At 57.9% G+C, this 22,784-nt stretch carries 12 protein-coding genes; 7 read left to right on the forward strand and 5 right to left on the reverse strand.

The annotated features are described in order from the left end of the window. Positions 1-49: 49 nt before the first annotated feature. From JAO29_RS04160 to JAO29_RS04180, 5 genes are all read right to left on the reverse strand, one after another. The gene (locus JAO29_RS04160; RefSeq protein WP_334266913.1) at positions 50-2,470 is read right to left on the reverse strand and encodes an Orn/Lys/Arg decarboxylase N-terminal domain-containing protein; all 2,421 of its coding nucleotides are present in this window, start codon (positions 2,468-2,470) and stop codon (positions 50-52) included. Between the two features lie 94 nt (positions 2,471-2,564). Continuing rightward, entirely contained in the window at positions 2,565-3,518 is a 954-nt protein-coding gene (hemC, locus tag JAO29_RS04165) for a hydroxymethylbilane synthase (protein ID WP_334266914.1), read from the reverse strand. Between the two features lie 98 nt (positions 3,519-3,616). Then, complete coding sequence (locus JAO29_RS04170) at positions 3,617-4,603, reverse strand: FecR domain-containing protein (protein WP_334266915.1); 987 nt, start codon at positions 4,601-4,603, stop codon at positions 3,617-3,619. A 169-nt stretch (positions 4,604-4,772) separates the two neighbouring features. Continuing rightward, the gene (gene hemA, locus JAO29_RS04175; protein ID WP_334266916.1) at positions 4,773-6,014 is read right to left on the reverse strand and encodes a glutamyl-tRNA reductase; all 1,242 of its coding nucleotides are present in this window, start codon (positions 6,012-6,014) and stop codon (positions 4,773-4,775) included. Next, the gene (locus JAO29_RS04180) at positions 6,011-6,826 is read right to left on the reverse strand and encodes a cytochrome C assembly family protein (protein ID WP_334266917.1); all 816 of its coding nucleotides are present in this window, start codon (positions 6,824-6,826) and stop codon (positions 6,011-6,013) included. Before JAO29_RS04180 ends, hemA begins: the two co-directional genes overlap by 4 nt. 120 nt (positions 6,827-6,946) lie before the next feature. On the opposite strand from JAO29_RS04180, the gene mutS reads away from it, so the two are divergent. The 7 genes from mutS (at position 6,947) to JAO29_RS04215 (ending at position 22,687) form a co-directional block, all read left to right on the forward strand. Continuing rightward, the gene (gene mutS / locus JAO29_RS04185; protein ID WP_334266918.1) at positions 6,947-9,583 is read left to right on the forward strand and encodes a DNA mismatch repair protein MutS; all 2,637 of its coding nucleotides are present in this window, start codon (positions 6,947-6,949) and stop codon (positions 9,581-9,583) included. Further along, positions 9,583-10,770: an anhydro-N-acetylmuramic acid kinase gene (locus JAO29_RS04190; protein WP_334266919.1), complete on the forward strand. Its 1,188-nt coding sequence runs from the start codon at positions 9,583-9,585 to the stop codon at positions 10,768-10,770. The genes mutS and JAO29_RS04190 overlap by 1 nt, the downstream gene beginning before the upstream one ends. Further along, positions 10,767-12,350, forward strand: a complete 1,584-nt coding sequence (locus JAO29_RS04195) for an ABC transporter substrate-binding protein (RefSeq protein ID WP_334266920.1) — start codon at positions 10,767-10,769, stop codon at positions 12,348-12,350. Before JAO29_RS04190 ends, JAO29_RS04195 begins: the two co-directional genes overlap by 4 nt. A 315-nt stretch (positions 12,351-12,665) precedes the next feature. After that, complete coding sequence (locus tag JAO29_RS04200) at positions 12,666-16,139, forward strand: arabinofuranosidase catalytic domain-containing protein (RefSeq protein ID WP_334266921.1); 3,474 nt, start codon at positions 12,666-12,668, stop codon at positions 16,137-16,139. Positions 16,140-16,485: 346 nt separating this feature from the next. Next, the gene (locus JAO29_RS04205; RefSeq protein WP_334266923.1) at positions 16,486-18,585 is read left to right on the forward strand and encodes a S9 family peptidase; all 2,100 of its coding nucleotides are present in this window, start codon (positions 16,486-16,488) and stop codon (positions 18,583-18,585) included. Positions 18,586-18,605: 20 nt separating this feature from the next. Next, the gene (locus JAO29_RS04210; RefSeq protein WP_334266924.1) at positions 18,606-20,132 is read left to right on the forward strand and encodes an N-acyl-D-amino-acid deacylase family protein; all 1,527 of its coding nucleotides are present in this window, start codon (positions 18,606-18,608) and stop codon (positions 20,130-20,132) included. Between the two features lie 131 nt (positions 20,133-20,263). After that, complete coding sequence (locus JAO29_RS04215) at positions 20,264-22,687, forward strand: ABC transporter permease (protein ID WP_334266925.1); 2,424 nt, start codon at positions 20,264-20,266, stop codon at positions 22,685-22,687. The last annotated feature ends 97 nt before the right edge of the window (positions 22,688-22,784 follow it).

Here is a 22,784-nt window from a genome sequence, read left to right on the forward strand (position 1 = left end):
GAGCTTATACGACAGGCTGTCTGGAGTTCGACAGTTGCTCAAATCCCTTTTAATGCGGATTCTCCCGTGGAGGTGCGGTTCGCCGTCCCTTTTTGATTGGAGGGGCTGCACTGGGCGGATGTACCTTGCCGTTGCCATTTCCGATGCGGCGCTGGCCCGGAGTCTCAATCACAGCACGCATCCAGTAATTCCCTTCCTCGTCTACTTCAATTCCATGCACCTCGCGTTCGAAGCCGGGGAATCTCTTTCCGAACTCCTCGGTAGCAAGGATCAGCCGTATTACCGGACTGTCCGTTCCTCCCAGCCGCTCTCCGGGCATGCACATCGGAATCCCCGGCGGATATGGAACCAGCATCACCGCTCCGATGCGGCCATGCATGTGAGTAAACCGAATCTTCTCCGTCTCATTGCGGAGTAGCTTCTGATAGGTCTGTGCAGGCGTCAGAACAGGATCAAAGTCTTCATCGCATGCCTCGCCGACAAGCGTTGGCAGGTTGAGTTCCACCATTGCGGCGTGCATCTCGTCAGAGAGCTCTTTCAATGAGACATTCCGGTAGCGGTGCGGATATTTCGCCACGAGCTCAGGCAAGGCTTCTTCAAGCGGAGCCTCACTGTCGTAAAGCCGTTTGAACTCGAACAGATTTTCCAGCAGTGAACCCCACTTTCCTTTGGAGGTTCCTACTGAAAAGAGCACCAGCACTGTGTAGTCACCGGTACGCGCAATCTCGACACGTCGCGAATCGAGAAATTCCGTAAGAATCGCTGCTGGAATCCCCCACTCACTCACCTGACCCTGGGCGTTAACACCAGGCATCAGGATCGTGACCTTTGTAGGATCGAGCATGCAGTATCCATCTGCGATGTCCTCATCCTGGAAGCCGTGCCAGTCTTCTCCGGGTTTCAGCGTCCAGCAGGCTGGGTTTGCACCCAGCACTTGATCTGGGGTCTCTTCAAAGACATACTTTTCGCCGCTCGCCGGATCTGTGACCTGATCTGGTTGAAAGAGGCGGAAGAACCAGCCTCCTCCGTTCTCCGCTGCACGCAGTCGATGCGCGACCGAACTCATCGCTTTGCGGAAGCTGATGGCGTCCTGGATCGTCTCGTACATCAGCGTCGGCCCAGCAGGTTCATCCATCATTGCAGCCGCAACGTCCAGCGAGGCGATCAGCGGGTAAAACGGAGATGTCGTGCCGTGCATCATGAAGGATTCATTGAACTGGTCGAAATCGATCGGAGCACGGGGGCTGAGCTTGACATGAACCATGGAGCCCATGGAAAAAGCAGCGAGCATCTTGTGCGTCGACTGGACCGAGAAGATCGTGGGCCTCTCCGTCATATCGTCCGGCACATCCATAGCGAATCTGCCGCGATAGATCTTGTGGAACTTCGCATAGGCATACCACGCCTCGTCGAAGTGCACTCGCGGAACTGATTTGGAGAGCTCCTCGACAACCCTGTTCACGTCATAGCACAGGCCGTCATAGGTTGAATTTGTCACGACGGCATAGGTGGGGTTCTGGTTCTCAACGCCCTTTGTCAGAGGACTCCGCTCAATCAAACCTTTGATAAATTCGGGGCTGAATCTCTTGAGCGGCACCAGGCCGATCATGCCGTAGCCATTTCGCGTCGGCTTCATGTAAACAGGGCGAGCCCCGGTCACGGTGAGCGAATGGCAGATGGACTTGTGACAGTTAGCGTCAGCGAGAACAATATCGTCCTGCGCAATGACCCCGTGTCCGACGATCTGGTTCGAGGTAGACGATCCACCTAGAACATAGAAGGTCCAGTCAGCTCCGAAGATTCTGGCAGCGTTGCGTTCTGACTCTCCTGGAGGTCCCAGGTGATCGAGCCAGGAACCAAGCTGCGCGGTGGAGATTCCCAGATCGGAGCGCAGGAGATTTTCCCCGAAGAAACGCTGAAATTCCATGCCTACCGGATGCTTGAGATAGGCCACGCCGCCCATGTGTCCCGGCGCATCCCAGGAATAGGCGCCCTGGTCGGTGTACTTCTTTAGCTCGCGGAAGTATGGAGGCAACAGCTGTTCGTGATAGCGCTCTACGGCAAAGTCTACCCGGTTGGCGATGAAGGCGGGCGTGTCACCAAACAGGTGGATGTACTCATGAACCTGTTTGACCACTTCCAGGGGAAGTTCACTGACGAGCGTACGATCTGCAATAAGGAAGATGGGGATTTTCTTATTTCGGTGTCGGACTCCACGAAGGATTTTGAGGGCGGCACGTTCATCGAACTGGCTCTCGCCCTCGAGATCCCAGTCCAGAAGAATCGCCGAGTAAGAAGGATCCGACGTGACCAGAGAAAGTCCGTCCTCCGGTGTCGAGGTGCGAATGACCTGATAGCCCTCCTCGCGAATCGCCTCGACCAGACGCTCCATCGCACGGTCTGACACTGAATCTGTTCCACCTACTTCACTCGCGATCAGCAATACCCAACGGCCTTCGTTCAATTCCACCTCACAACTTCAAACAATTAAGCAGTTTATAGCGATTAACGCGCAAAAAAATGAATTCACCGCTTGATTTACCAGCGGGATCGAATGGGGAGATTTACACCTGCGCAGTCGACAGAAGGTCTACCGCGCCGCGCGACTTCAGATCCTGCGCGATCTTTTGTCCAAGTGTTTCGGAATCAATGGAAGAAGGAGCTTCCATGTCGATAGTGACCATCGATTCCCCGTCCGCTGAGACCACCTGGGCGAACACTCTCCAGCTGTCGCCTCTTGGTACACAATGCACGCCGATGGGAATAGAGCATCCGCCACCGAGCATCCCCAGAGCAATGCGCTCCGTCTCAACGCAGAATCTCGTCTCAGCGTGATCGAGTACAGCAAGAGCATCTCGAATGAAGTAATCTCTGGCCTCGTCGACTGGATGCGATGCGCTCCGGGTCTCTATAGCAAGGGCTCCCTGCCCCGGAGCCGGACATAGCTCATCGGGTGAAAATCGATGATGGACCCACTCTGTACGCTTGAGCCGGTCGAGCCCGGCCGCAGCCAGCACCAGCGCATCGCACTCTCCAGACGCCAGCTTTTTCAAACGGGTATCAATGTTTCCCCTAGTCTCTACGAACTCGACATCCGGCCGCAGCGCCAGCAGCTGTGCCTTGCGCCTGGGACTCGTGGTTCCGATGCGGCCGCCCAAAGGAAGCGTGTGGAGCGCCCAGTACGGTTCGCAGACCCAGGCATCTCGAGCGTCGGCCCGCTTAGGGATTGCTGCTAACGCAAAGCGAGGCTCCAGGAGTGTGGGCAGATCCTTCAGTGAGTGGACTGCGAGATCGATGCGCCCTTCCGCAAGCGCCTCTTCAATCTCTTTCGTGAAGATTCCTTTTCCGTCCGCGCCGGGAGCAGGAACGAAATCGTCCTTCTGCATTCGATCACCGGTGGTCCGGATGATTTCGATCTCCGCCGCCTGTCCGGCAGCCTGGAGCGATTTTAGAACGAAGTTTGCCTGCCATAAGGCAAGCTGAGAGCCGCGAGAACCGATGCGGATGGGGGTAGACATGACTTATTCAGAATAAGGGATTTCAAGACGAAAATGTGACACGAAAAGGGATGAGCTTTTCTCCTCTCATCCCTTCATTTTCTCAGACAGATATAAGACTAGCGATGCCCACCACCACCACGAGAACCGCCACCACCATGGAATCCGCCCGGTGAGCCCTGGAAACCGCCGCCACCGTGGAATCCACCTACTCCACCGCTGAAGCCACCACGATATCCGGCATACGGTCTTCCCGCGATATAACCTCCGCTATGCCAGGGGTAATAGTATCCGCTGCCATAACGACCATAAAGGAATCCGCCGCCGCCGATGTAGTAAGGAGAATAGAAGCCGTAACCGAACGGGTTCCAGAACAGGCCGTTGCCGGGCAGCCAGGTGTAGCCGAAGGGGCCGCCAGCCCAATACCATCCCGGATTGAAATTGGGACTGTCTGCATAGGCCTGCGCCAGGCTCAGATTAGCCTCACCGAGATACTCCGAACGTAGGCTGCTCCAGTTGTACAGATCATCCTTCGCACGGTCCTTGTCAAAGTGCTGCGGTTTTGCTGGCTCGCCGTTCAAAGCGAGCTCTCGCCCACCCTTCACATTGATGGGGCTGACGTTAGTGTTGAGATCGGGTCCCGGAAAGACCTGAGCCTCTCCGTCGAACACCCTCACTGTCGAGTTGTTCGCATCGAATCCGTACAAGCCTTTCTTCGTCAGGTGAGCCTGGCCATTGGGCAGATCAACCAGCATCAGATTCTCTTTGTAGAGCTGGTCCACCTCGACATCGGCCCTGCCCTGCTCGAGCTTGACCTCAGTCCTCGTAAGATCCGGGGAGACCATTGTCACGGTTGAGTTAGTTCCAACCCGTAGAAACACTCCCGGGGTAAGCAGAACCTCTGCCTTCCCGTTCGCGGTCGAAATAGACTGCCCCTGCTCGAGCTTGACCTTACCGAGAGATTTGAAAGAGAGTGGATCGCCATTCAATGTGGCTTTACCCTCTAGGTAATTGACAGTTCCTGGGCCGGCTGGGCTCGCATTTTGCCCGTACGAAAATGCGCTCAGAGTCGCCAGGATGAGAGATAAAATCTTCAATCTTGGCATATTTGAACCTCAAAGATTAGACGCAGTAATTAGCTAAAAGATACAGACCTAACCCGAACGATTAGTTGAGGTTAAGCTATATCGGCAAAGCAACTTTTTCGGTATTGTCGGGTTAATCGAACGAACGAAGAGCCAAAACATGCCGGGTAAGCAGCAACAGGTTTAGCGTTCAAGACTCGCGATTTGTGCCGTTTCGAGCCGAAGCACGAAGAGCTTCCATCTGAGGATGGAGAAGCTTGGCCGTCAGCGAGCGTGTCAGCGCTTCGACCGCCTCTCGCTGTTCGGGCGTGAGCGAGGACAGGCGTTTCGCTGAACGCAGCAGTTCTGCCTCGCGGACCGCTTCCGCACTCTGCTGCAGGGCGATAATCGCCGGGGCTGCATCTCGCGACTGCACGCGTTGCTGATACTTGTTGACTTCCTCGCTGATGATGGACTCTGCTGCGGCAGCCTCGCGGCTGCGATCCGCTAGATTTGCCGCTGCTACCTGCTGCAGGTCGTCAATATCGTAGACAAAGCATCCCTCCACCTCATTCATCCGCGGATCCACGTCTCGAGGAACGGCTATATCGATGAAAAACATGGGCCGGTTTCGCCGGCTTTGCAGAAAGTGCTGCCCGTGCGGTTTTTCGAAGATCTTCTGCGGGGCACCCGTAGAGGTGATAACGATATCCGCTCGGGATGTCTCTGTGTATAGATCTTGGAACGCGATCACCTGGCCCCGAAACTGTGCTGCCACCCGTTCGGCACGCTCCTGCGTGCGGTTTGAAACGAGAATCCTGGTTGCCCCCTGCTGGATGAGGTGTCGTGCAGCCAACTCCGACATCTTTCCCGCTCCAACCAGCAACACTGTCTTCCCCTCAAGCGAGCCAAAGATCTTGCGGGCAAGATCGACCGCCACCGATGCAATCGAAACAGAACTGGATCCGATCTGCGTCTCGGAACGAACTTTCTTCGCGACGGTGAAGGCCCGCTGCAGCAGAATATCCAGAGAACCATTAACTGCGCCAACCTCGCGCGCCACGGTATAGGATTCCTTGACCTGACCCAGAATCTGCGGCTCACCTACAACCATTGAGTCCAGTGAGCTGGCTACACGAAACAGGTGACGCACCGCTTCCCTCTCCCGATACTCGTAGAGATGGGGCGTAATGGAGGAGGCGGGTACCGCGAAGTACTCATGCAGAAAGCCGAGCAGGTTGTCTTTGGAAGTGGTCGCCGCTTCCTGCAGCGTCAATAGCTCCACCCGGTTACAGGTCGATAGGATCAGGCCTTCTCGAATTCCCGGCTGGTGAACCAGGGTCCTCGTCGCGTCGGCAAGTCCACCAGCCGGGATAGCGAGCCGCTCGCGCACCTCAATGGGAGCTGTCGTATGGTTAATCCCGACTAGCACTAGATGGTGATTGCGGCTCATGGAGTCGTAAACCTGTGGACAGCCGAGAATTGATTTGCCGACCATACGGCGAGCACAACCAGGAAGACGAATCCCGACAGGTAAATCGCCCGCCGTCCTCTCAGGCCGGAGTGTCGCCGGATGTAGATCATGCCTACATAGGCAATCCACATCGCGAACGAGAGCAGCACCTTGGGGTCAAGGAAGTACGAGGGTCCGAATCTCTGTTGCGCGATTAAGGAACCTATCAACAGGCCTGCCGTCATACACGGCAGGCCGAACAGGAGGGATCGAATAGCGATCTGGTCCGTCGTCTCAAGAGGAGGAAGCCACGAAACACTCGCAGATGTGTGTTTGGACTTGAGATTTCGTTCCTGGATCAGGTAGAGAACTGAAGCCAGCAGGGAAAGTAGCAAAGCGGCATAGGCAGCCAGCAGAAGAGCAATGTGTAGAAAAATCCAGCCCGTCTGGAACTGTGGGAAAGGCATGGATTCGTGCCCGGGACGAAACGCCGGAACCAGGCAAAGCAGGAATGAGATCGGCAGGACAAAAACCCCTAGTGAGACCGTCCTGTATCGCCAATAGACCAGAAGGAACGCTCCGGCCAGGAGCAGCCCCAGAAGGGCCTGCGTCTCATGGGTATCCACAGGAAGACGATGATGCGCCGCATTCAGCATCTCTGCCAGCGAAACAAAATGGAACAATAATGCTGTCAGGGTCGCCGGAATCGCGATCCGGTTCCACTGCGGACGCTCATAGAGTGCGGCGGGCAGGACCGCGAGCGCGGCAATGCCGTAGAGAAGGACCGCGACCCTGAGCCAGAGAAGAGACATGAATACCGTTCGCCGAATCTTCAGTATACCGGGTGTGGAAAGGTCTGGTCTCCCCGGTGCGGTATCCTGACCATTCGGCGAATGGCACAGGAAACGTCATCACAGATATTGAGCGGAGACATGGCGGCGCTCTCCCCCGCCATGCGGCAATATCGCAGCGCCAAAGAGTCTTACCCCGATACACTCCTTTTCTTCCGCATGGGCGATTTCTACGAGCTCTTCTACGAAGATGCCGTCCTCGCCGCTCGCGAGCTTCAACTGACACTGACCGCGCGGGATAAAGCCAGGAGCGTTCCCATGTGCGGCGTTCCCTACCACGCCGCCGAAACCTATCTTCACCGGCTCCTGCGCAAGGGCTATCGGGTGGCCATCTGCGAGCAGATGGAAGACCCCAAACAGGCAAAGGGAGTCGTTCGCCGCGAGGTGACACGCGTTCTGACTCCTGGAACCGCCCTCGACCTTACCCTGGGCGCCGAACAGAGCAACTATCTCGCGAGTGTGGTCGTCAACGGGATCCAGAAAGCGCAGGTATGCGGCCTTGCTCTCCTCGATCTCTCTACGGGGGAGTTTCGGGCGACCGAATTTAGCGGTCCCACGGCATGGCTCCAGACGGTGGATGAACTTGGCCGGGTCAAGCCGATTGAGCTGCTCTATGGCTCAGGACTGTTTGGAGGGATAGACCTCACCGGCGAGGCCATCCGGGAGGATTCCGCTGCGCTGGATGCGGTTCAGACCAAGACCCCGCTTGAAAGCTGGGTGTTCACCGCGGACCACGCCCTTCCGCTTATCCGCAGCCACTTCCGCGTGCACTCGCTCGACGGGCTTGGACTTGGCGGCCACGAGCAGGCAGCAATTGCCGCAGGCGCCCTCCTTCATTACATGCGCGCGACCAAACAGGGCGACCTGGAGCATGTGAACGGTCTCCGTTTTTACGAGCGTTCTTCCTGCCTCGAGCTGGACGCAGTCAGTGTGCGCAATCTGGAGCTGGTGGAGCCGCTGTTCTCCGGAGAGAGCCAGCAGACAACTCTCTTCTATACCCTCGACGCTTGCTGTACACCGATGGGCAAACGCCTTCTGCGCTCGACACTTCTCCGGCCGTCCAGCGATCTCACCCAAATCGAAGCACGTCTGGATGCCGTTGCCGAAGCGACAGCCAACCTTCGTCTGCGTGAGGACCTGCGGCAGGCGATGAGCGGTCTGCTCGATCTTGAACGGCTACTCGGCCGGGTGGCGCTCGACTCAGCTGGTCCCAGAGAGGTCGTCTCCCTGGCTGCGACTCTGCGCTGTCTGCCGTCCCTCTTGAACGCTGCCCGGCAGTTCAAGGCCACAAAGTGGGCCTCTTTGGCTGCAGACTTCGATGCGCTTGAAGATGTTCAAGATCTCGTGGACAGAACGATCGCGGAAGATCCCCCGGTATCGCTCTCGGACGGAGGGGTTATCCGGACTGGCGTCGACGCAGAGCTGGACGAGCTACGTGAACTCAGTCGCAGCGGTCGCCAGGCGCTTGCCGCGATCGAAGAACGAGAGCGTCAGCGCACCGGCATCGCATCGTTGAAAGTTCGATTCAACAATGTCTTCGGCTACTACATTGAAGTGACAAAAGCCAACAGCAAGTCTGTTCCAGCGGATTATGAACGGAAGCAGACCCTGGTCAACGCCGAACGGTTCACAACCCCCGAGCTGAAAGAATATGAGACGAAGATCCTCACCGCTCAGGACCGCTCAGGCGATATAGAACGGCGAATCTTCGCCCAGGTGCGGCGGCAGATCCTGGATGCTGCCGGAAGAATCCGCGAGACAGCACGTCGGGTCGCGGAGATCGATCTGCTTGGGTGCTTCGCGCACCTCGCTGCTCTTCGAGGCTGGACTCGCCCATCCATCGACTCCAGTGGTCTGCTGGAATTCATCGCTGCGCGCCATCCCGTCGTCGAACGACGCCTGGAGGAGTCTGGCGGCGGCAGATTCGTCCCCAACTCCGTCCACCTGGACGCCGATTCCGGACCTTCCATCCTGTTGATCACCGGGCCGAATATGGGTGGTAAGAGCACCTATCTCAGGCAAACGGCTCTGCTTGTGATCATGGCGCAGTGCGGCTGTTTTGTGCCCGCCGAGCAGATGCGGCTTGGACTGGTCGACCGCATCTACACACGCATCGGGGCCAGCGATAACGTCGCACGCGGACGCTCCACCTTCATGGTTGAGATGACCGAGACTGCGGCGATCCTTAACTCAGCAACCAACCGATCTCTGGTATTGCTGGATGAGATGGGACGTGGAACCGCAACGTACGACGGCCTCTCTCTAGCCTGGGCCACGGTTGAATATCTGCACGACCGTCTTGGCGCCCGTACGCTGTTCGCAACCCACTATCACGAGCTCACCTTACTTGCCGACCGGCTCGAGAGGCTCTTGAATCTGCGCGTGACGGTGAAAGAGACTGCGGGAGGAATCGTCTTCCTCCACGCCGTCGAGTCTGGCCCCGCAAGCAAGAGCTATGGAATCGAGGTCGCCAGGCTCGCCGGACTTCCCTCGCTTGTCATTGCCCGCGCCCGCGAGGTACTGAAGCTGCATGAGCGCGCTGAGAGCCAGCAGGTTCGGGACGCGGTGAGCGATCCCGCGCCTTCGATGCAGATGACCATGTTTACACCGCTCTCGCAGCGGATCGTCGATCGTGTCGCAGAGGTAGATATCGACGGTCTCACTCCACGCGAGGCGCTCAATCTATTGGCTGAGTTGCAGCGGGAGCTCAAGGGTTGATGAAGCCGAAAAAGATGATCGTCGCCGGGATCATGAGCGGAACCTCCGCAGACGGTATGGACGTCGCTCTCTGCAGCATAGGGCCGTCAGCAGCGGGAAAGCCCCGCGTCAAACTGATTGGAGCTTCCGAATTCCCGTATCCCCAAGCAGTACGTCAGATCGTGCTGGCAGCGATGGACGCAAAATCGATGCCCGTCGCAGATCTGTCCCGCCTTCACTGGCGTTTAGGCGAACTATACGCGGAGGCTGTCCAGAACACCGCCCGGCTATATGGCACTAGGGTCGACCTCGTAGGAAGTCACGGGCAGACGATCTATCACCAGGGCGTTGCTTCTAAATACTTGGGCAGCGAGACGCGTTGCACCTGGCAGATCGGCGAAGCCTCCGTTATCGCGGAAAAGCTCTCCATACCTGTAGTCAGCGACTTCCGGCCTGCCGATCTCGCGGCCGGCGGACAAGGCGCTCCGCTGGTTCCCATGCTCGATTACGTTCTGTTTCGCTCTGAAAAGATAAGCCGGGTCCTGCAGAATCTTGGGGGAATCGCGAACATGACGGCTATTCCTGCCGGAGCCACAACCGACGACGTGCTCGCGTTCGACTCCGGGCCGTCCAACATGGTGATCGACGCCTGCATGGCCCGACTCTTCAATAAGCCCTTCGATCGAAATGGAGCGGTTGCCAGACGGGGGATCGTTTATCCAAAGGTCCTGGAGCGTTTCCTCGCCGACCCGTACTTCTCTACCCTGCCGCCAAAGAGTTGTGGACGCGAAGATTTCGGCGAAGCCTTCGTTGAGCGTTTTATCTCTGTGTCCCGCAGATTGAAGGCGCGCGATGAAGATATCGTCGCGACAGCGACGGCATTAACGGCAAGATCGATTCTCGATGCTTACCAGAAGTTCGTCTGGTCGCACCTCGGGCAGAAGGCTCCCTTGGCGCGGCATGTGGAATACGTCGTGGGCGGGGGTGGCGTACGCAATCCTTCCCTGATGGCGATGCTCCGCGACGGGCTGGAACCGCTAGGTGTGAAAGTGCGCTCGACCGACGAGTTCGGAATTCCGACACAGGCCAAGGAGGCGGTAGCGTTCGCCCTTCTCGCCTGGCTCACCTGGCACGGTCTGTCGGGAAATGTTCCAAGTGCGACCGGTGCCGCACGTTCCGTCATTCTCGGCAGGATAACGCGGGCATGACTCTTGCCAAAATCGTTCAGGTTGGCCTGATCCGGCTGCTTCAAAGTCGCTGTCGCTGGTTCTCCCTCCTACTGACAGCGATTCTGCTGGCTGGCTGTCACGGAAGGCCGACTGACCCAGGAACAGTCGTGATGATCATCGAGAGCAGCCCCAACAATCTTGATCTACGGCAAGGCACGGATGCCCAGTCGGAGCGGGTCGGTGGCGTGATCTTCGATGCCCTGGTCAAGAAGGACGAGCACTACAATCTCAAGCCGTGGCTCGCAACGCGATGGGAGCAGACGGATCCGCTGACGCTTGTGATTCATCTTCGTGACGGGGTGCGTTTTCACGATGGTCGTCCTCTCGAGGCTGAAGATGTGGCCTGGACGGTCCGCAGCATGATCGACGGAACGCTCATCACGGCCAAGGCAGGTGCGTTCGCCTCGGTGCAACGAGTCGAGGTTCCTGACAGACTCACTTTGGTGCTGCACCTGAAGCATCCTGACGCCGGTCTACTCTTCAACATGAGCGATGGCCTCTTTGGTGTCGTTCCGCGTGGTGCAGGGCGCGACTTCGGCCTGCATCCCATTGGCTCAGGTCCTTTCAAATTTGTCAGTGCAGTACAGGACAAAGAGGTCATCGTTACGCGCAATCCGGATTACTGGGCCGGCGCACCAAAGATCAAAGGGGTGCGCTTCACCGTTGTGCCGGACGCGATTACCAGCGCACTGGAACTGCGCAAGGGCTCGGCCGATCTTGCGAGCAATGTACTGACCTTCGACATGCTCCACACGCTCCAAAAGGCCCCGAACGTCGGGATCGAGTCGGGACCGAGTTCGGTGGTCATCTACACGAACTTCAATGTTCGTGACCCGGTGCTGCGCGACCGGCGAGTCCGGCAGGCGATCGCCTGCGCGATGGACCGACAGGCGATCGTGGATGCTATCTGGCGTGGACAGGCTCGTCTCGCCGAGACGATGTTGCCGGCGGGTCATTGGGCAGCAGCGGCTCCGGAAGAGATGACGCAGTACCCGCATGACGTCAAGCGTGCGGAGAAGCTGCTGGATGAGGCAGGTTTCCCAGCTGGAACTGACGGAATACGCCTGCATGTGACCCTCAAAACTTCGACGGATGAGACCACGCGGCTGATGGCCGCTGTCCTGCAGCAGCAGCTGCGGGCTGCCGGAATCCAGCTCGATCTTCGCGCGGCGGAGTTCGGAACCTTCTACTCCGACGTAACTCGCGGAGCGTTCCAGATGTACGCTCTGCGCTGGATCGGGTCGAACGAAGACCCCGATATCTTTCGCTATACGTATGGATCGAACGCCTTCCCGCCCCGGGGAGCGAACCGCGGGCGGTATTCCAATCCCAGGATCGATTCTCTTCTGGAGGCGGCGGCCGGTGAGACCGATCAAGCCAGGCGACGGGCAGATTACGTCGAGGTCCAGAAGATTCTTGCCGTCGATCTTCCCGGAATTCCCCTGTGGTATCCGAATAATGAGGTTGTCCACTCAAAACGTATCCAGGGCGTGAAGCCTCAGGGTTCGGGCACCTTCGACTATCTGCGTCTCATCACCGTGAGCGGAAGCTCGAAGTAGCTGCTGCGTCTCGCCCGTCAGATCCTCAAAGATTCGTGTTGCCCCCAGAATTAGGAACTATTGGAAATAGATGAGGGTTGCCGATTGTTCCGTGCGCATCAGCAAGCGTTAAAAAAGCTCGCTCGGGAGTAGAACAGGGTTCCCAGCAGATTCACCATCTACCGATGGGAGCAGATGGAGCGGATTCGGGATCATCGGGATCAAGTGGTATACGTATTCCCGACAGAAAATTCAAAGAAACTGGGCCGCAAAGCCGAGGGAAGACTCCGTCTCTTCAGAACGCTCAAGGGAATTCTCTCCGCAGACAGGATAGGAATGAAAACAAGAATCGGTTCCGCGTTTATGCTCGCACTCGTCGTTGCAGTGGGCGGCTCCGCCTTCATGACGGCCCAACAGGCTCCGGCGGGACACAGCGTTCCTCCACGCGGGTCGCAAAGACCGTGCGACATCTACGCGGCTGCCGGTGCCCCCTGTGTCGCCGCACATAGCACGACGCGCGCTTTGTATGCGGCTTATAACGGCCCCTTGTACCAGGTTGTACGCCAATCGGACGGCAAGACCCTCGACATTGGAGTAGTCCAGCCTACTACTACGCCGATCCCGGATCCGGGCGGATACGCCGACGCAGTCGCGCAGGATAAGTTCTGTGCCGGCACTTATTGCTGGATCAGCATCATCTACGACCAATCTCCTAAGCATAACGATCTCACCCAGGCTCCTCGTGGGGGGTTCAGCGGCCCGGCCCTTGGAGGCTTCAACAATCTTCCGATCGCCGACATGGCGCCGGTTACGATCATGGGACACAAGGTCTACGGCGCGTTCATCGAACCAGGCATGGGGCTTCGCCATAATGATGCCAAAGGCACCGCAGTGGACGACCAGGGCGAGGGCCAATACTGGGTGGTCAACGGCAAGCATTTCAACTCCGGTTGCTGTTTCGACTACGGCAATGCCGAGATCGACAGCCGTGATGATGACAACGGCACCATGGAGACCCTCTACTTCGGTAACGCCACGCCGTGGTATAGCGGCAATGGTAACGGTCCGTGGATCATGACCGATCAGGAGAACAATCTTGTCGGTTGCGTCAACGAGGATGGTTCCAAAGGGTGTCCAAACCTGCCCAGCATCCCCTGGCGTTTCGTGACAGCAATCGGCAAGGGAGAACCGCACCATTGGGCGTCCATGGGCGGTGACGCGCAAAAGGGCGCTCTCACGGTCATGTTCGATGGACAGCGCGTGAATCCTACTTATGACCCGATGCGCAAGCAGGGGGCCATTCTGTTGGGAAACGGCGGCGACAACAGTGATGGCTCGCAAGGAACGTTCTATGAAGGAGCGATGACTGCCGGCGGTACATTTCCGACGAACGCAACCGATCAACTTGTCCAAGCCAACATTGTGGCTGCCAGATACAACGTGGCGCCACTCAGCTTAGCGCCTGCGGCCTCAGCAGCAACGCCCGCCGGGGTCCAGACGTTCACTCCTGGGTCTTCGCGGGATATGACAGTGACATTTACGAATACGACGGGAGCGCCTGTAGCCGGCCTTTCGTTGAGCCTCGCCGTACCCGGCAAGCAGTGGGCCTCTGTCGTTTCAGGCACGACCGACACCTCGAAGGTGTTCGCTCAGCAGGTCGCACCGGGTGCGGGCGTGAGCGCGACGTTCAAAGTCACTTCCGGCTCAGTAGTCTTCAATGGCGATCTCGTCGCTAATGCAGCGTGGACGAACTCGACCGGGGGCAAAAAGCAAGTTGAGACGGCAGTTCTGAAGATTCGCAATGCTCATCCAGTCAAGATCAACGAATTTCGAGTCAGTTCAGGCGCTCCTGGCAATCCAACGAATTCATTTATCGAGCTCTACAATGCGGGTTCCCAAAGCATCGATATCTCCAACTGGACGTTGACCGAACACCCAACCCATCAGGCTATCTTCTCGGCGATAAAGATCCCGGCTGAAACAAAGCTTGCGGCCGGAGGCTTCTACCTGATCGGTCTCTCGAACTCCGGGCTGGCGGTCCCCGCGCGCACGGGCGACAGCATCCTCCATGTCAGGAATACGGATGGGATGTCGATCGGCGATACGATCACTATCGATACCGGCTCCAGCATGGAGACGCGCAAGATCGCGAACCTGGGGACGGCTGCCACCAACCACACGACGCTGTGGCAACCTCTTCCTGAGGGACCGGTGATTACAATTCCCGCGGGGTCGATTAATGTGCCTGTTGAGAGCGTATCCGGCTTCGTTGTTGGCCAGAAGATTGCGCTTGGCTATGGCTCTACGTATCCAATCGTTGCAAACACTGTGGAGCAGTACGAGGTAGCCACGGTAACTGCGGTCGGCAAGCCGGGCACACAAGGTTATCTGGCGATGGAGGCGCTTGCCGGAGCCACCAACATCAAAGTGACACCACTCGCCGATATCTCCGCCGGTGACAAGATCAGGTTGGATATCGACAGCGTTGGCCATGGCATCGAAACCGTTACTGTGGCTCATGTCGGCACGGCAGCAAGTAAGACCAATCTCTCAGCCCCTGCGAGCGCCGGAACGACTCGGATCAACGTGCGTCGGGCGGAGGGATTGGCTGTAGGTGACAAGATCACGGTCGGTACCCCTGCGAGCCAGGAAACCGTCGCCGTTACCGCGGTGGACAGCCAGGGACCGGACGGTGTCACCATCGACTTTACCCCCGCTCTCGCAAGGCCGCACGTGGCCGATGAGTGGGTAGTATCTCCGGGCACCGGGCTGGATCTGGCAGCTCCCCTACGGTTCGATCACGCGGCCAACCTCCCGTTCAGCGATCGCGGAACAGGGATCAGCTTCCAGCCGGCCACAGCCTTCGCCCATTCGAGCAACGAGCCGGTCCAGGCGCTTGGGACCGGCATAGGACTCGACAGCCCCCTCTCCAACGACCACGCGATTTACGCCGCTGTCCGCGATGCTGCCGTCAAGACTGCGGGGTATCAAGGCACGCCGGTGCCCAACCAGTGGTACGGAGGACCGGAATTGACCACCAGGTCTCCGAAATTCGGCCATACCATCACCGTCGAAGAAGGTAGCCTGGTGTTGCGGGACGCCTCGGGAGTGGTTGCCGACAGCCTGAACTACGGCGGCCTTGTTGACCCATGGGCTGCCGAAGGCGATCAATCCGCGTCAGGAGCACGGCTAAGCGGCTGCTACGCCCCCGCACCCGGCTCAGAGTTCGACCCGTGGTCAACAGTTGTGACCCCGATCGCCACTAATACGAGCACAGGACGGTTCCCCGACGGCGCTGATTCCGGCAGCAACTGTGCCGACTTTGTGACGCAGGCCGTTGCCACTTTGTCGGCCACTTCGCCCGCCGGTGCGACCAACATCAAGGTATCCAGCGTGGAAGGCTTCCTTCCTGGCCAGACAATCCTTATTGATCCTAGTGCGAACCTTCAGACCGCCGTGATCGCTACGGTTGGCACAGCGGGTGCCACCACGGCACGTACTTCCACTGCCGTGGGAGAAACTGTTCTGCCTGTCGCAAACGTGACCGGGTTTAGCAAAGGGCAAACAATCACGATCGACGATGGAGCAGACTCCGAAACGGCCGTTGTCTCCTCGATCAGGTCCCGCGGCACCAACACCATCACGGTCGCCGCGCCACTCACCCATGCGCACGCGACGGGGGCGCAGATTTCGGGCAGCGGGATCAGTCTCACCGCTCCACTGACCCGGACGCATTCCAGTGGAGCGCAGGTTTCCGACAACGTTCCAACTCCTGGTGCGCCGAACCAGTATCACGGGAGAACCCAATGAGGGGGCTACGAAGCCGAACGTCCCTGACTTGACCATCCTGACCGCAATGCAACTGTGGAAGCACAATGTGAAGAGATGAACCGGAGTGTATCGATCACTCGGCATGCTCCGGTTTACCTCCAAGCTTCTCATGACTACCGGACGAATAATCTGATGATCTGCCGGACAACAGCCTCTCGTTCGTTGCAAGCCAGGTCGCTCCTATCGCGCTTCTCGACCTTGATCACAACGCACGTGGGCAATTTGAGACGGAATGAATCGTTCAGCCGTCTCAATGAGCAGACCCGCAAAAGACATGGATGCAAGTGGTATCAGACTGATTCTTGATAGAAGGAATAAGTAAAGAATGAAGGCAGATCGGATCGTTATCTCTGCGGTAGCTCTTATGTTGCCGTTGAGCCTTGCAGCCCAAACCGGCAGCTTTACACTCGAGCAGGCTCTCAGCGCTCCCTTTGCCTCCAATCTCAGCCCGGCTCCCCACCTCAACCGGTTCGTGTGGGTCGAAAATGAACAGGGCAAACGAAATCTCTGGGTCGCAGAGCCTGACTCAAGCGGCAAATACCAGTCGAAACGACTCACGGCCTACCTTGAGGACGACGGGCAGGAGATCGACGAGATCGAGTGGACTCCCGATGCGCAAAATCTCATCTACGTCCGCAGTGGAGACTTTGAGTTCCCGGGTACATCTGATCCCAATCCCGCGCTCAATCCCGATGGGGTCACACAGACTATCTGGTCGATTGCATTCCATGGCGGTGAACCCCGTAAGCTGGCAGAAGGTCGCGACCCGGCAATCTCAAGCCGCGGCGATCAACTCGTCTACATCAACCATGATCAGATCTGGACCGTCGGACTATCGAAAACTACAGAGAAGCCGTCTTTGCTCCTGCATACGCGCGGTGAAATCTCCGAACTAACCTGGGCTCCTGATGGTCACGCCGTCGCATTCGTAAGTGACCGTGGAGATCATGCCTTCATCGGCGTCTATGATCTGCACGCGAAGACGCTTGCGTATCTCGACCCAAGTACCGGGAACGATCAGGCGCCCACATGGTCACCCGATAGCCGCAGCGTCGCCTTCATCCGCGAACCAGGCGAACCTCAGCCAGCAGCTGCCAACCATCGCACCGCCTCACCCTGGTCTCTAATCATCGCGGACGCCTCTACGGGCAAAGGCCATTCGATTTGGACCGCCGCCCAGGGACGAGGAAGCGCCTTCCACGAACTGCATGGCGTCCAACTTCTCTGGTGTGCGGACGATCATCTGGTCTTCCCCTGGGAGCGCGACGGCTGGCAACATCTGTACTCCGTGTCCACGTCCGGAGGAGAAGCGCGTCTTCTTACTCCGGGTGACTTCGAAGTTCAGGATGTCAGCTCTGTCGACAAAAAGAACATTCTCTATTCCTCGAACCAGCAGGATGTCGACCGCCGGCATATCTGGACAGTGCCTGTCTCCGGAGGAAGCCCCAAGGTCATTACTCACGGAACAGGCATCGAGGTCTCACCCGTCAGCAACGGTCAGCAGATCGTTGTGCTGCGTTCGGACGAACATACGCCTCTCCGTCCTGCTCTGGTCGGAAAGAACGGCTCTCTTGAAGACCTCGCTCCTCAGATCATTCCAGTCGATTACGCCGGCTCACACTTTGTAAAACCACAGCAGGTGATCTTTCCGGCTGCTGACGGTCTTCAAATCGATGGTCAGCTTTTTCTTCCTCCCAACACGGAAGACGGTAGACGGCATCCGGCACTTGTCTTCTTTCACGGAGGTTCGCGACGGCAGATGATGCTCGGCTTTCACACGATGGGCTACTATTCCAACGCGTACGCGATGAATCAGTACCTCGCCAGCCGTGGTTACATTGTCCTTTCAGTCAACTATCGAAGTGGTATCGGGTACGGCCTCGATTTTCGAGAGGCACTGCATTACGGGAGAGATGGAGCCAGTGAGTTCAACGACATCCTGGGATCAGGCAAATATCTGCAGGCCCGCGCCGATGTAGACCCGGCTCGCATCGGAGTATGGGGCGGAAGCTACGGAGGTTTTCTAACCGCTCTGGCTCTCGCACGCTCCTCGGATATCTTCGCCGCTGGCGTGGATATGCATGGCGTCCATCAATGGCTGCTTCCATCAAGCTGGCATTCGACACACGACCCCGAGGTGGACGCGCAGAGAGCAAAGACTGCGTGGGAGTCATCGCCGATGGCATATCTCTCCACCTGGCGCTCGCCCGTTCTGCTGATCCAGGGCGACGATGATCGCAACGTTCCCTTCTCGCAGACGGTATCTCTCGCTAGAGCGCTACAGAGACAGGGCGTCCCGTTTGAGGAGATGGTATTCCCCGATGAGATTCACGGATTTCTTTTGCATCGTCACTGGTTGAAGGCCTATCAGGCCGAAGCGGACTTTTTCGATCGCCACCTTCTCTCCAGTGCAAAGGCGAAATAAGGAGCTATATCTTGCAGCTGATGTTGAGCATTGTTCTCGCAGTATTTTGTCTCCAATCCATCCCGTCCTTCGCCCAGTCACTCGACGTCATCATCCGCGGCGGCACCTTGATCGATGGGTCAGGCAAACCGTCGATCAAGGGAGATATCGGAATCGCCGGAGACCGCATCGTCTTTATCGGATCAAGCAAAGGTAAAAACGCCAAGAGAGTCATCGACGCGACCGGGCTGATCGTCACACCAGGTTTTATCGATCCTCACACGCACACCGCCGGCGACCTCTCTAATCCGAAGACAAGCAGCAATGCTGCTTACCTGATGCAGGGTGTGACTACGGTCGCTACCGGAAACGATGGTGACAGCCCTGTTGCGATTGGGGACACGCTTGCAAAATGGAGTCGGCAAGGAATCGGATCGAATGCCGCTCTCTTCATCGGCCAGGGAACGGTTCGCCGCGAAGTGATGAAGATGTCGGACCAGAAGCCGACGCCAGAACAGATCGAACGTATGAAGAGTCTTGTGGCAACGGCGATGCAAGAGGGAGCCATCGGCATCTCCACAGGTCTTTACTATGCGCCAGGGAGCTACTCGAGCACAGAAGAGGTCATCGCGCTCTCCCGCGTAGCGGGTCAATATGGTGGGATCTACGACACCCACATGCGCGATGAGAGCTCTTACACGATCGGGCTTCTCGGCTCTGTCCGCGAGACGATTCGCATCGGCCGGGAGGCGCATCTTCCGGTTATGATCTCGCACATCAAGGCGCTCGGGGCCGATGTCTGGGGACAAAGCGCTGATGTCATCGCCCTGGTCGATCAAGCCCGGAAAGAAGGAGTCGACGTAACCGCAAGTCAGTACCCCTACACGGCATCAGGCACAAGCGTCACGGCTTCACTCGTTCCGCGGTGGGCTGAGGCCGATGGAGCGCTTCTCAAGAATCTGCGCGATCCGGCGGTGCATCCTCGTCTTATCGCAGAGATGAAACGCAATCTTGAGCGCCGTGGAGGAGCTGATACGCTCCTGATGACCGCAGCGCGCGATAAGAGCGTCGTTGGAAAGACTCTCGCCACTATTGCGAATGAGCGACATGAAAGCCCCATCGATGCCGCCATCCAGATCATCGAAGCGGGAGGATCCGACGTGGCTTCTTTCAACATGAAAGAGTCCGACATCGACGCCTTCATGCGTCAGTCGTGGGTCATGACCTGCTCCGATGGATCGCCCGGGCACCCTCGTAAATACGGGACCTTCCCCCGCAAATTTCACGAGTACGTCTATGAAAAACACATAATCCCGATTGAATTTGCCGTTCGATCCAGTACATCCCTTCCGGCCCAGACACTGAAGATCAAAGATCGCGGATTGCTGAAGCCCGGCTACTTTGCTGATGTTCTGGTCTTCGATCCGAAGACATTCAATGAGCGCGCAACCTATCAAAATCCGGCCGTCCTCTCCACGGGCGTTCGCTATCTTCTCGTCAATGGACGCTTCGCAGTAGATAACGGTTCGTTGACCCAGGTTCTCGCCGGTCGAGCTCTCAAGCACTAGATCGCTTCACCCGGAAGTACCAGGCAGACACATAAAGAAGTCGCTTAGGCGCTCACAATCGACTATTCTGCTCGCGACAACAAAATCTCAAGGCATCGCTCAGACCCTGAGCAGGAACGTGAGGTCGTCTCGTGTCGAGTCTCCTTCGCAATCTCCGTTATTCCGCACGTACCTTGTGGAAGAATCCCGGCCTGACTCTCACCGTTTTACTTACCCTGGCCCTCGGCATCGGCGCAAACACGGCCATCTTTACTGTGGACTATGCCACTCTACTGGCGCCCGTGCCTTACCCCGAACCGAACCAGCTTGTTGTCGTCTGGTCGAAGATTCAGACATTTCACAACGGAATCTCTGCGGGAGACTTCACCGACTGGAAACGGGAGAACTCAAGCTTCCAGGACATCAACGCATTCGCCGGCGGCTCTTTCAACATCGCCAGCAAGGACCAGCCCGAAGATATCGACGGAAGGCAGGTCACCGCCGGTTTCTACAAGATGCTCGGTCGTCCTTTCTTCCTTGGTAGGGATTTCCTCCCCGAAGAAGGCGTCGAAGGTAAGGGGCACGTCGTTATCCTCACCCACAAACTCTGGGCACACCTCGGCAGCGATCCCAAAATCATCGGCCAGTCCATGCGTATCAACGGCGAGCCCTACACGGTGGTAGGCGTTCTGTCTCCTGGTCTCGACGATCGAGCGCAGGCACAGCTCGTTGTGCCACTCGTCTTCAAACCCGAGCAACTCAATCACGACTTCCACTGGCTCCTCTCAATCGCCCGCCTCAAACCTGGCGTGACCGTCCAGCAGGCGCAGGCTGACATGGATTCAGTCGCTACCCATATCGCTCAGGCCAACCCCAAAAGCAATAAGGGCTGGGGCGTCTATGTCGAGCCGTTCAAAAACGACTTCCTGCCCAGCGAACGCAAGCAGACGCTTTGGCTTCTCCTTGGCGCCGTAGCCTTCATTCTGCTCATCGCCTGCGTCAATGTAGCCAATCTCCTCCTTGCTCGCGGCCTCGCCCGCCAGAAGGAGCTCGCAGTCCGCAGCGCACTCGGAGCGAGCCGTAGAACCATCTTCGAACAACTCATCACGGAAAGCTTGCTGCTCGCGATCACCGGTGGCGTCCTCGGCATTGGCGTCGGCTACGCCATGCTCCAGGGCCTCATCGCGATCATGCCTCGAGGAACATTGCCGGATGAGGCTGATCTCCACCTCAACCTTCCTATCCTGCTCTTCACCCTCGCAGCCACCACGCTCGCTGGTCTTCTCTTCGGCAGTGCGCCAGCCTGGTATGCCTCACGAGTCGATCCTGGCGAATCGCTCAAAGAAGGTAATCGCACCGGCGTAGGAGCGGGTCGCCATCGCCTGCGGCAATCGCTCGTCATTGGCGAGTTCGCCCTTGCTCTCGCCCTGCTGACCGGAGCCGGTCTCGCCATCCACAGCTTCCTCAATCTCCTTCGGGTAGACCTCGGCCTCCGCACCGATCATGTCCTCACCTTCTATCTGCCGATACCTGACTCGCGACCCAAAGACCCCGAGAAGATTGTTGCCTACTACAAGCAGATTCTTTCCAGCATCAACGCCGTCCCAGGCGTAACTTCGGCCACAGCGATGACCGGCCTCCCGCTCTTCGGAGCAGGCTTTGGCATGCCGTTCACCATCGTGGGGAAGCCTGCCTTTAACGACCCCTCCATGCGTCCCAATACCGGGTTCGGCATGGTCACGCCCGACTTCTTCAAGACCTTCGGCGTTCGCATGGTCAATGGCCGCTCCTTCACCGATCAGGACACCGGCTCAAGCGTCAGAGTCGCCGTCGTCAACGAAGATTTTGTGAAGAAGTACTTCAAAGGAGTGGATCCGCTCCACCAGCGTGTCTCGGTCGAACAGCTCATCCCCGGGGTCACCAAGCTGGGTCCACCGGTCGAGTGGCAGATCGTGGGCGTTTACCACAACGTCCGCAGCCGCGGATTCCGCCAAGACCGCCCAGAGATGGAGATTCCCTTCTGGCAGATCCCCTGGTCCAGTGCTGGCATCGGCGTTCGCACCGTCAACGATCCTGCGACCATGGTCAAGAGCATCGCCGCAGCAGTCCACTCGGTCGATCCTGAGATAGCGCTGGCCCAGCCTCGCTCCATGGAAGAGATTCGTGAGCTCGTTCTCTCGAACGACCGTTTCACTCTCGTCCTTTTCGTCAGCTTCGCCGCCGTCGCGCTTCTCCTCGCGGCGCTCGGCGTCTACGGAGTCATGTCCTTCTCGGTGGCGCAGCGCTCACACGAGATAGCCCTTCGCATGGCACTCGGAGCGAATCGCAGCCGCGTCGTCGCTCTCATTGTGAGGGAGGGCCTGGTTCTTGCCTCGATCGGCCTCACTGTGGGCCTTGTCGGAGCCTATTTCGTCGGCCGCAGCATGCAGAGCATGCTCTACGAAGTTGGCAAGCTTGACGTCTCCGTCTTTGCCTCCGTCGCCATCCTCCTGCTCTTCGCCGCGATCACGGCCTGCTTCGTTCCCGCGCGCCGGGCCGCCTCAGTCGAACCCATGCAGGCCCTGAGGGCGGAGTAGCCGACCGAAGCCCATAGCGAGGAGGCAAAAGTGGGGTTCTCTGGCTTCGCTTTTCAGAGATCCAAAAGGCGGACGGGTACCGCGCGATAAATATCTG

This window comes from Edaphobacter sp. HDX4 (genome assembly GCF_036877565.1).
Taxonomy (GTDB): domain Bacteria; phylum Acidobacteriota; class Terriglobia; order Terriglobales; family Acidobacteriaceae; genus Edaphobacter.

What these genes read in the sequence shown, in the direction of transcription:
- JAO29_RS04195 (WP_334266920.1), top strand. Translation starts at nt 10,767, where the DNA reads ATGACTCTTGCCAAAATCGTTCAGGTTGGCCTGATCCGGCTGCTTCAA.
- hemA (WP_334266916.1), bottom strand. Translation starts at nt 6,014, where the DNA reads ATGAGCCGCAATCACCATCTAGTGCTAGTCGGGATTAACCATACGACA.
- JAO29_RS04170 (WP_334266915.1), bottom strand. Translation starts at nt 4,603, where the DNA reads ATGCCAAGATTGAAGATTTTATCTCTCATCCTGGCGACTCTGAGCGCA.
- JAO29_RS04205 (WP_334266923.1), top strand. Translation starts at nt 16,486, where the DNA reads ATGAAGGCAGATCGGATCGTTATCTCTGCGGTAGCTCTTATGTTGCCG.
- JAO29_RS04200 (WP_334266921.1), top strand. Translation starts at nt 12,666, where the DNA reads ATGAAAACAAGAATCGGTTCCGCGTTTATGCTCGCACTCGTCGTTGCA.
- mutS (WP_334266918.1), top strand. Translation starts at nt 6,947, where the DNA reads ATGGCGGCGCTCTCCCCCGCCATGCGGCAATATCGCAGCGCCAAAGAG.
- hemC (WP_334266914.1), bottom strand. Translation starts at nt 3,518, where the DNA reads ATGTCTACCCCCATCCGCATCGGTTCTCGCGGCTCTCAGCTTGCCTTA.
- JAO29_RS04210 (WP_334266924.1), top strand. Translation starts at nt 18,606, where the DNA reads ATGTTGAGCATTGTTCTCGCAGTATTTTGTCTCCAATCCATCCCGTCC.
- JAO29_RS04190 (WP_334266919.1), top strand. Translation starts at nt 9,583, where the DNA reads ATGAAGCCGAAAAAGATGATCGTCGCCGGGATCATGAGCGGAACCTCC.
- JAO29_RS04180 (WP_334266917.1), bottom strand. Translation starts at nt 6,826, where the DNA reads ATGTCTCTTCTCTGGCTCAGGGTCGCGGTCCTTCTCTACGGCATTGCC.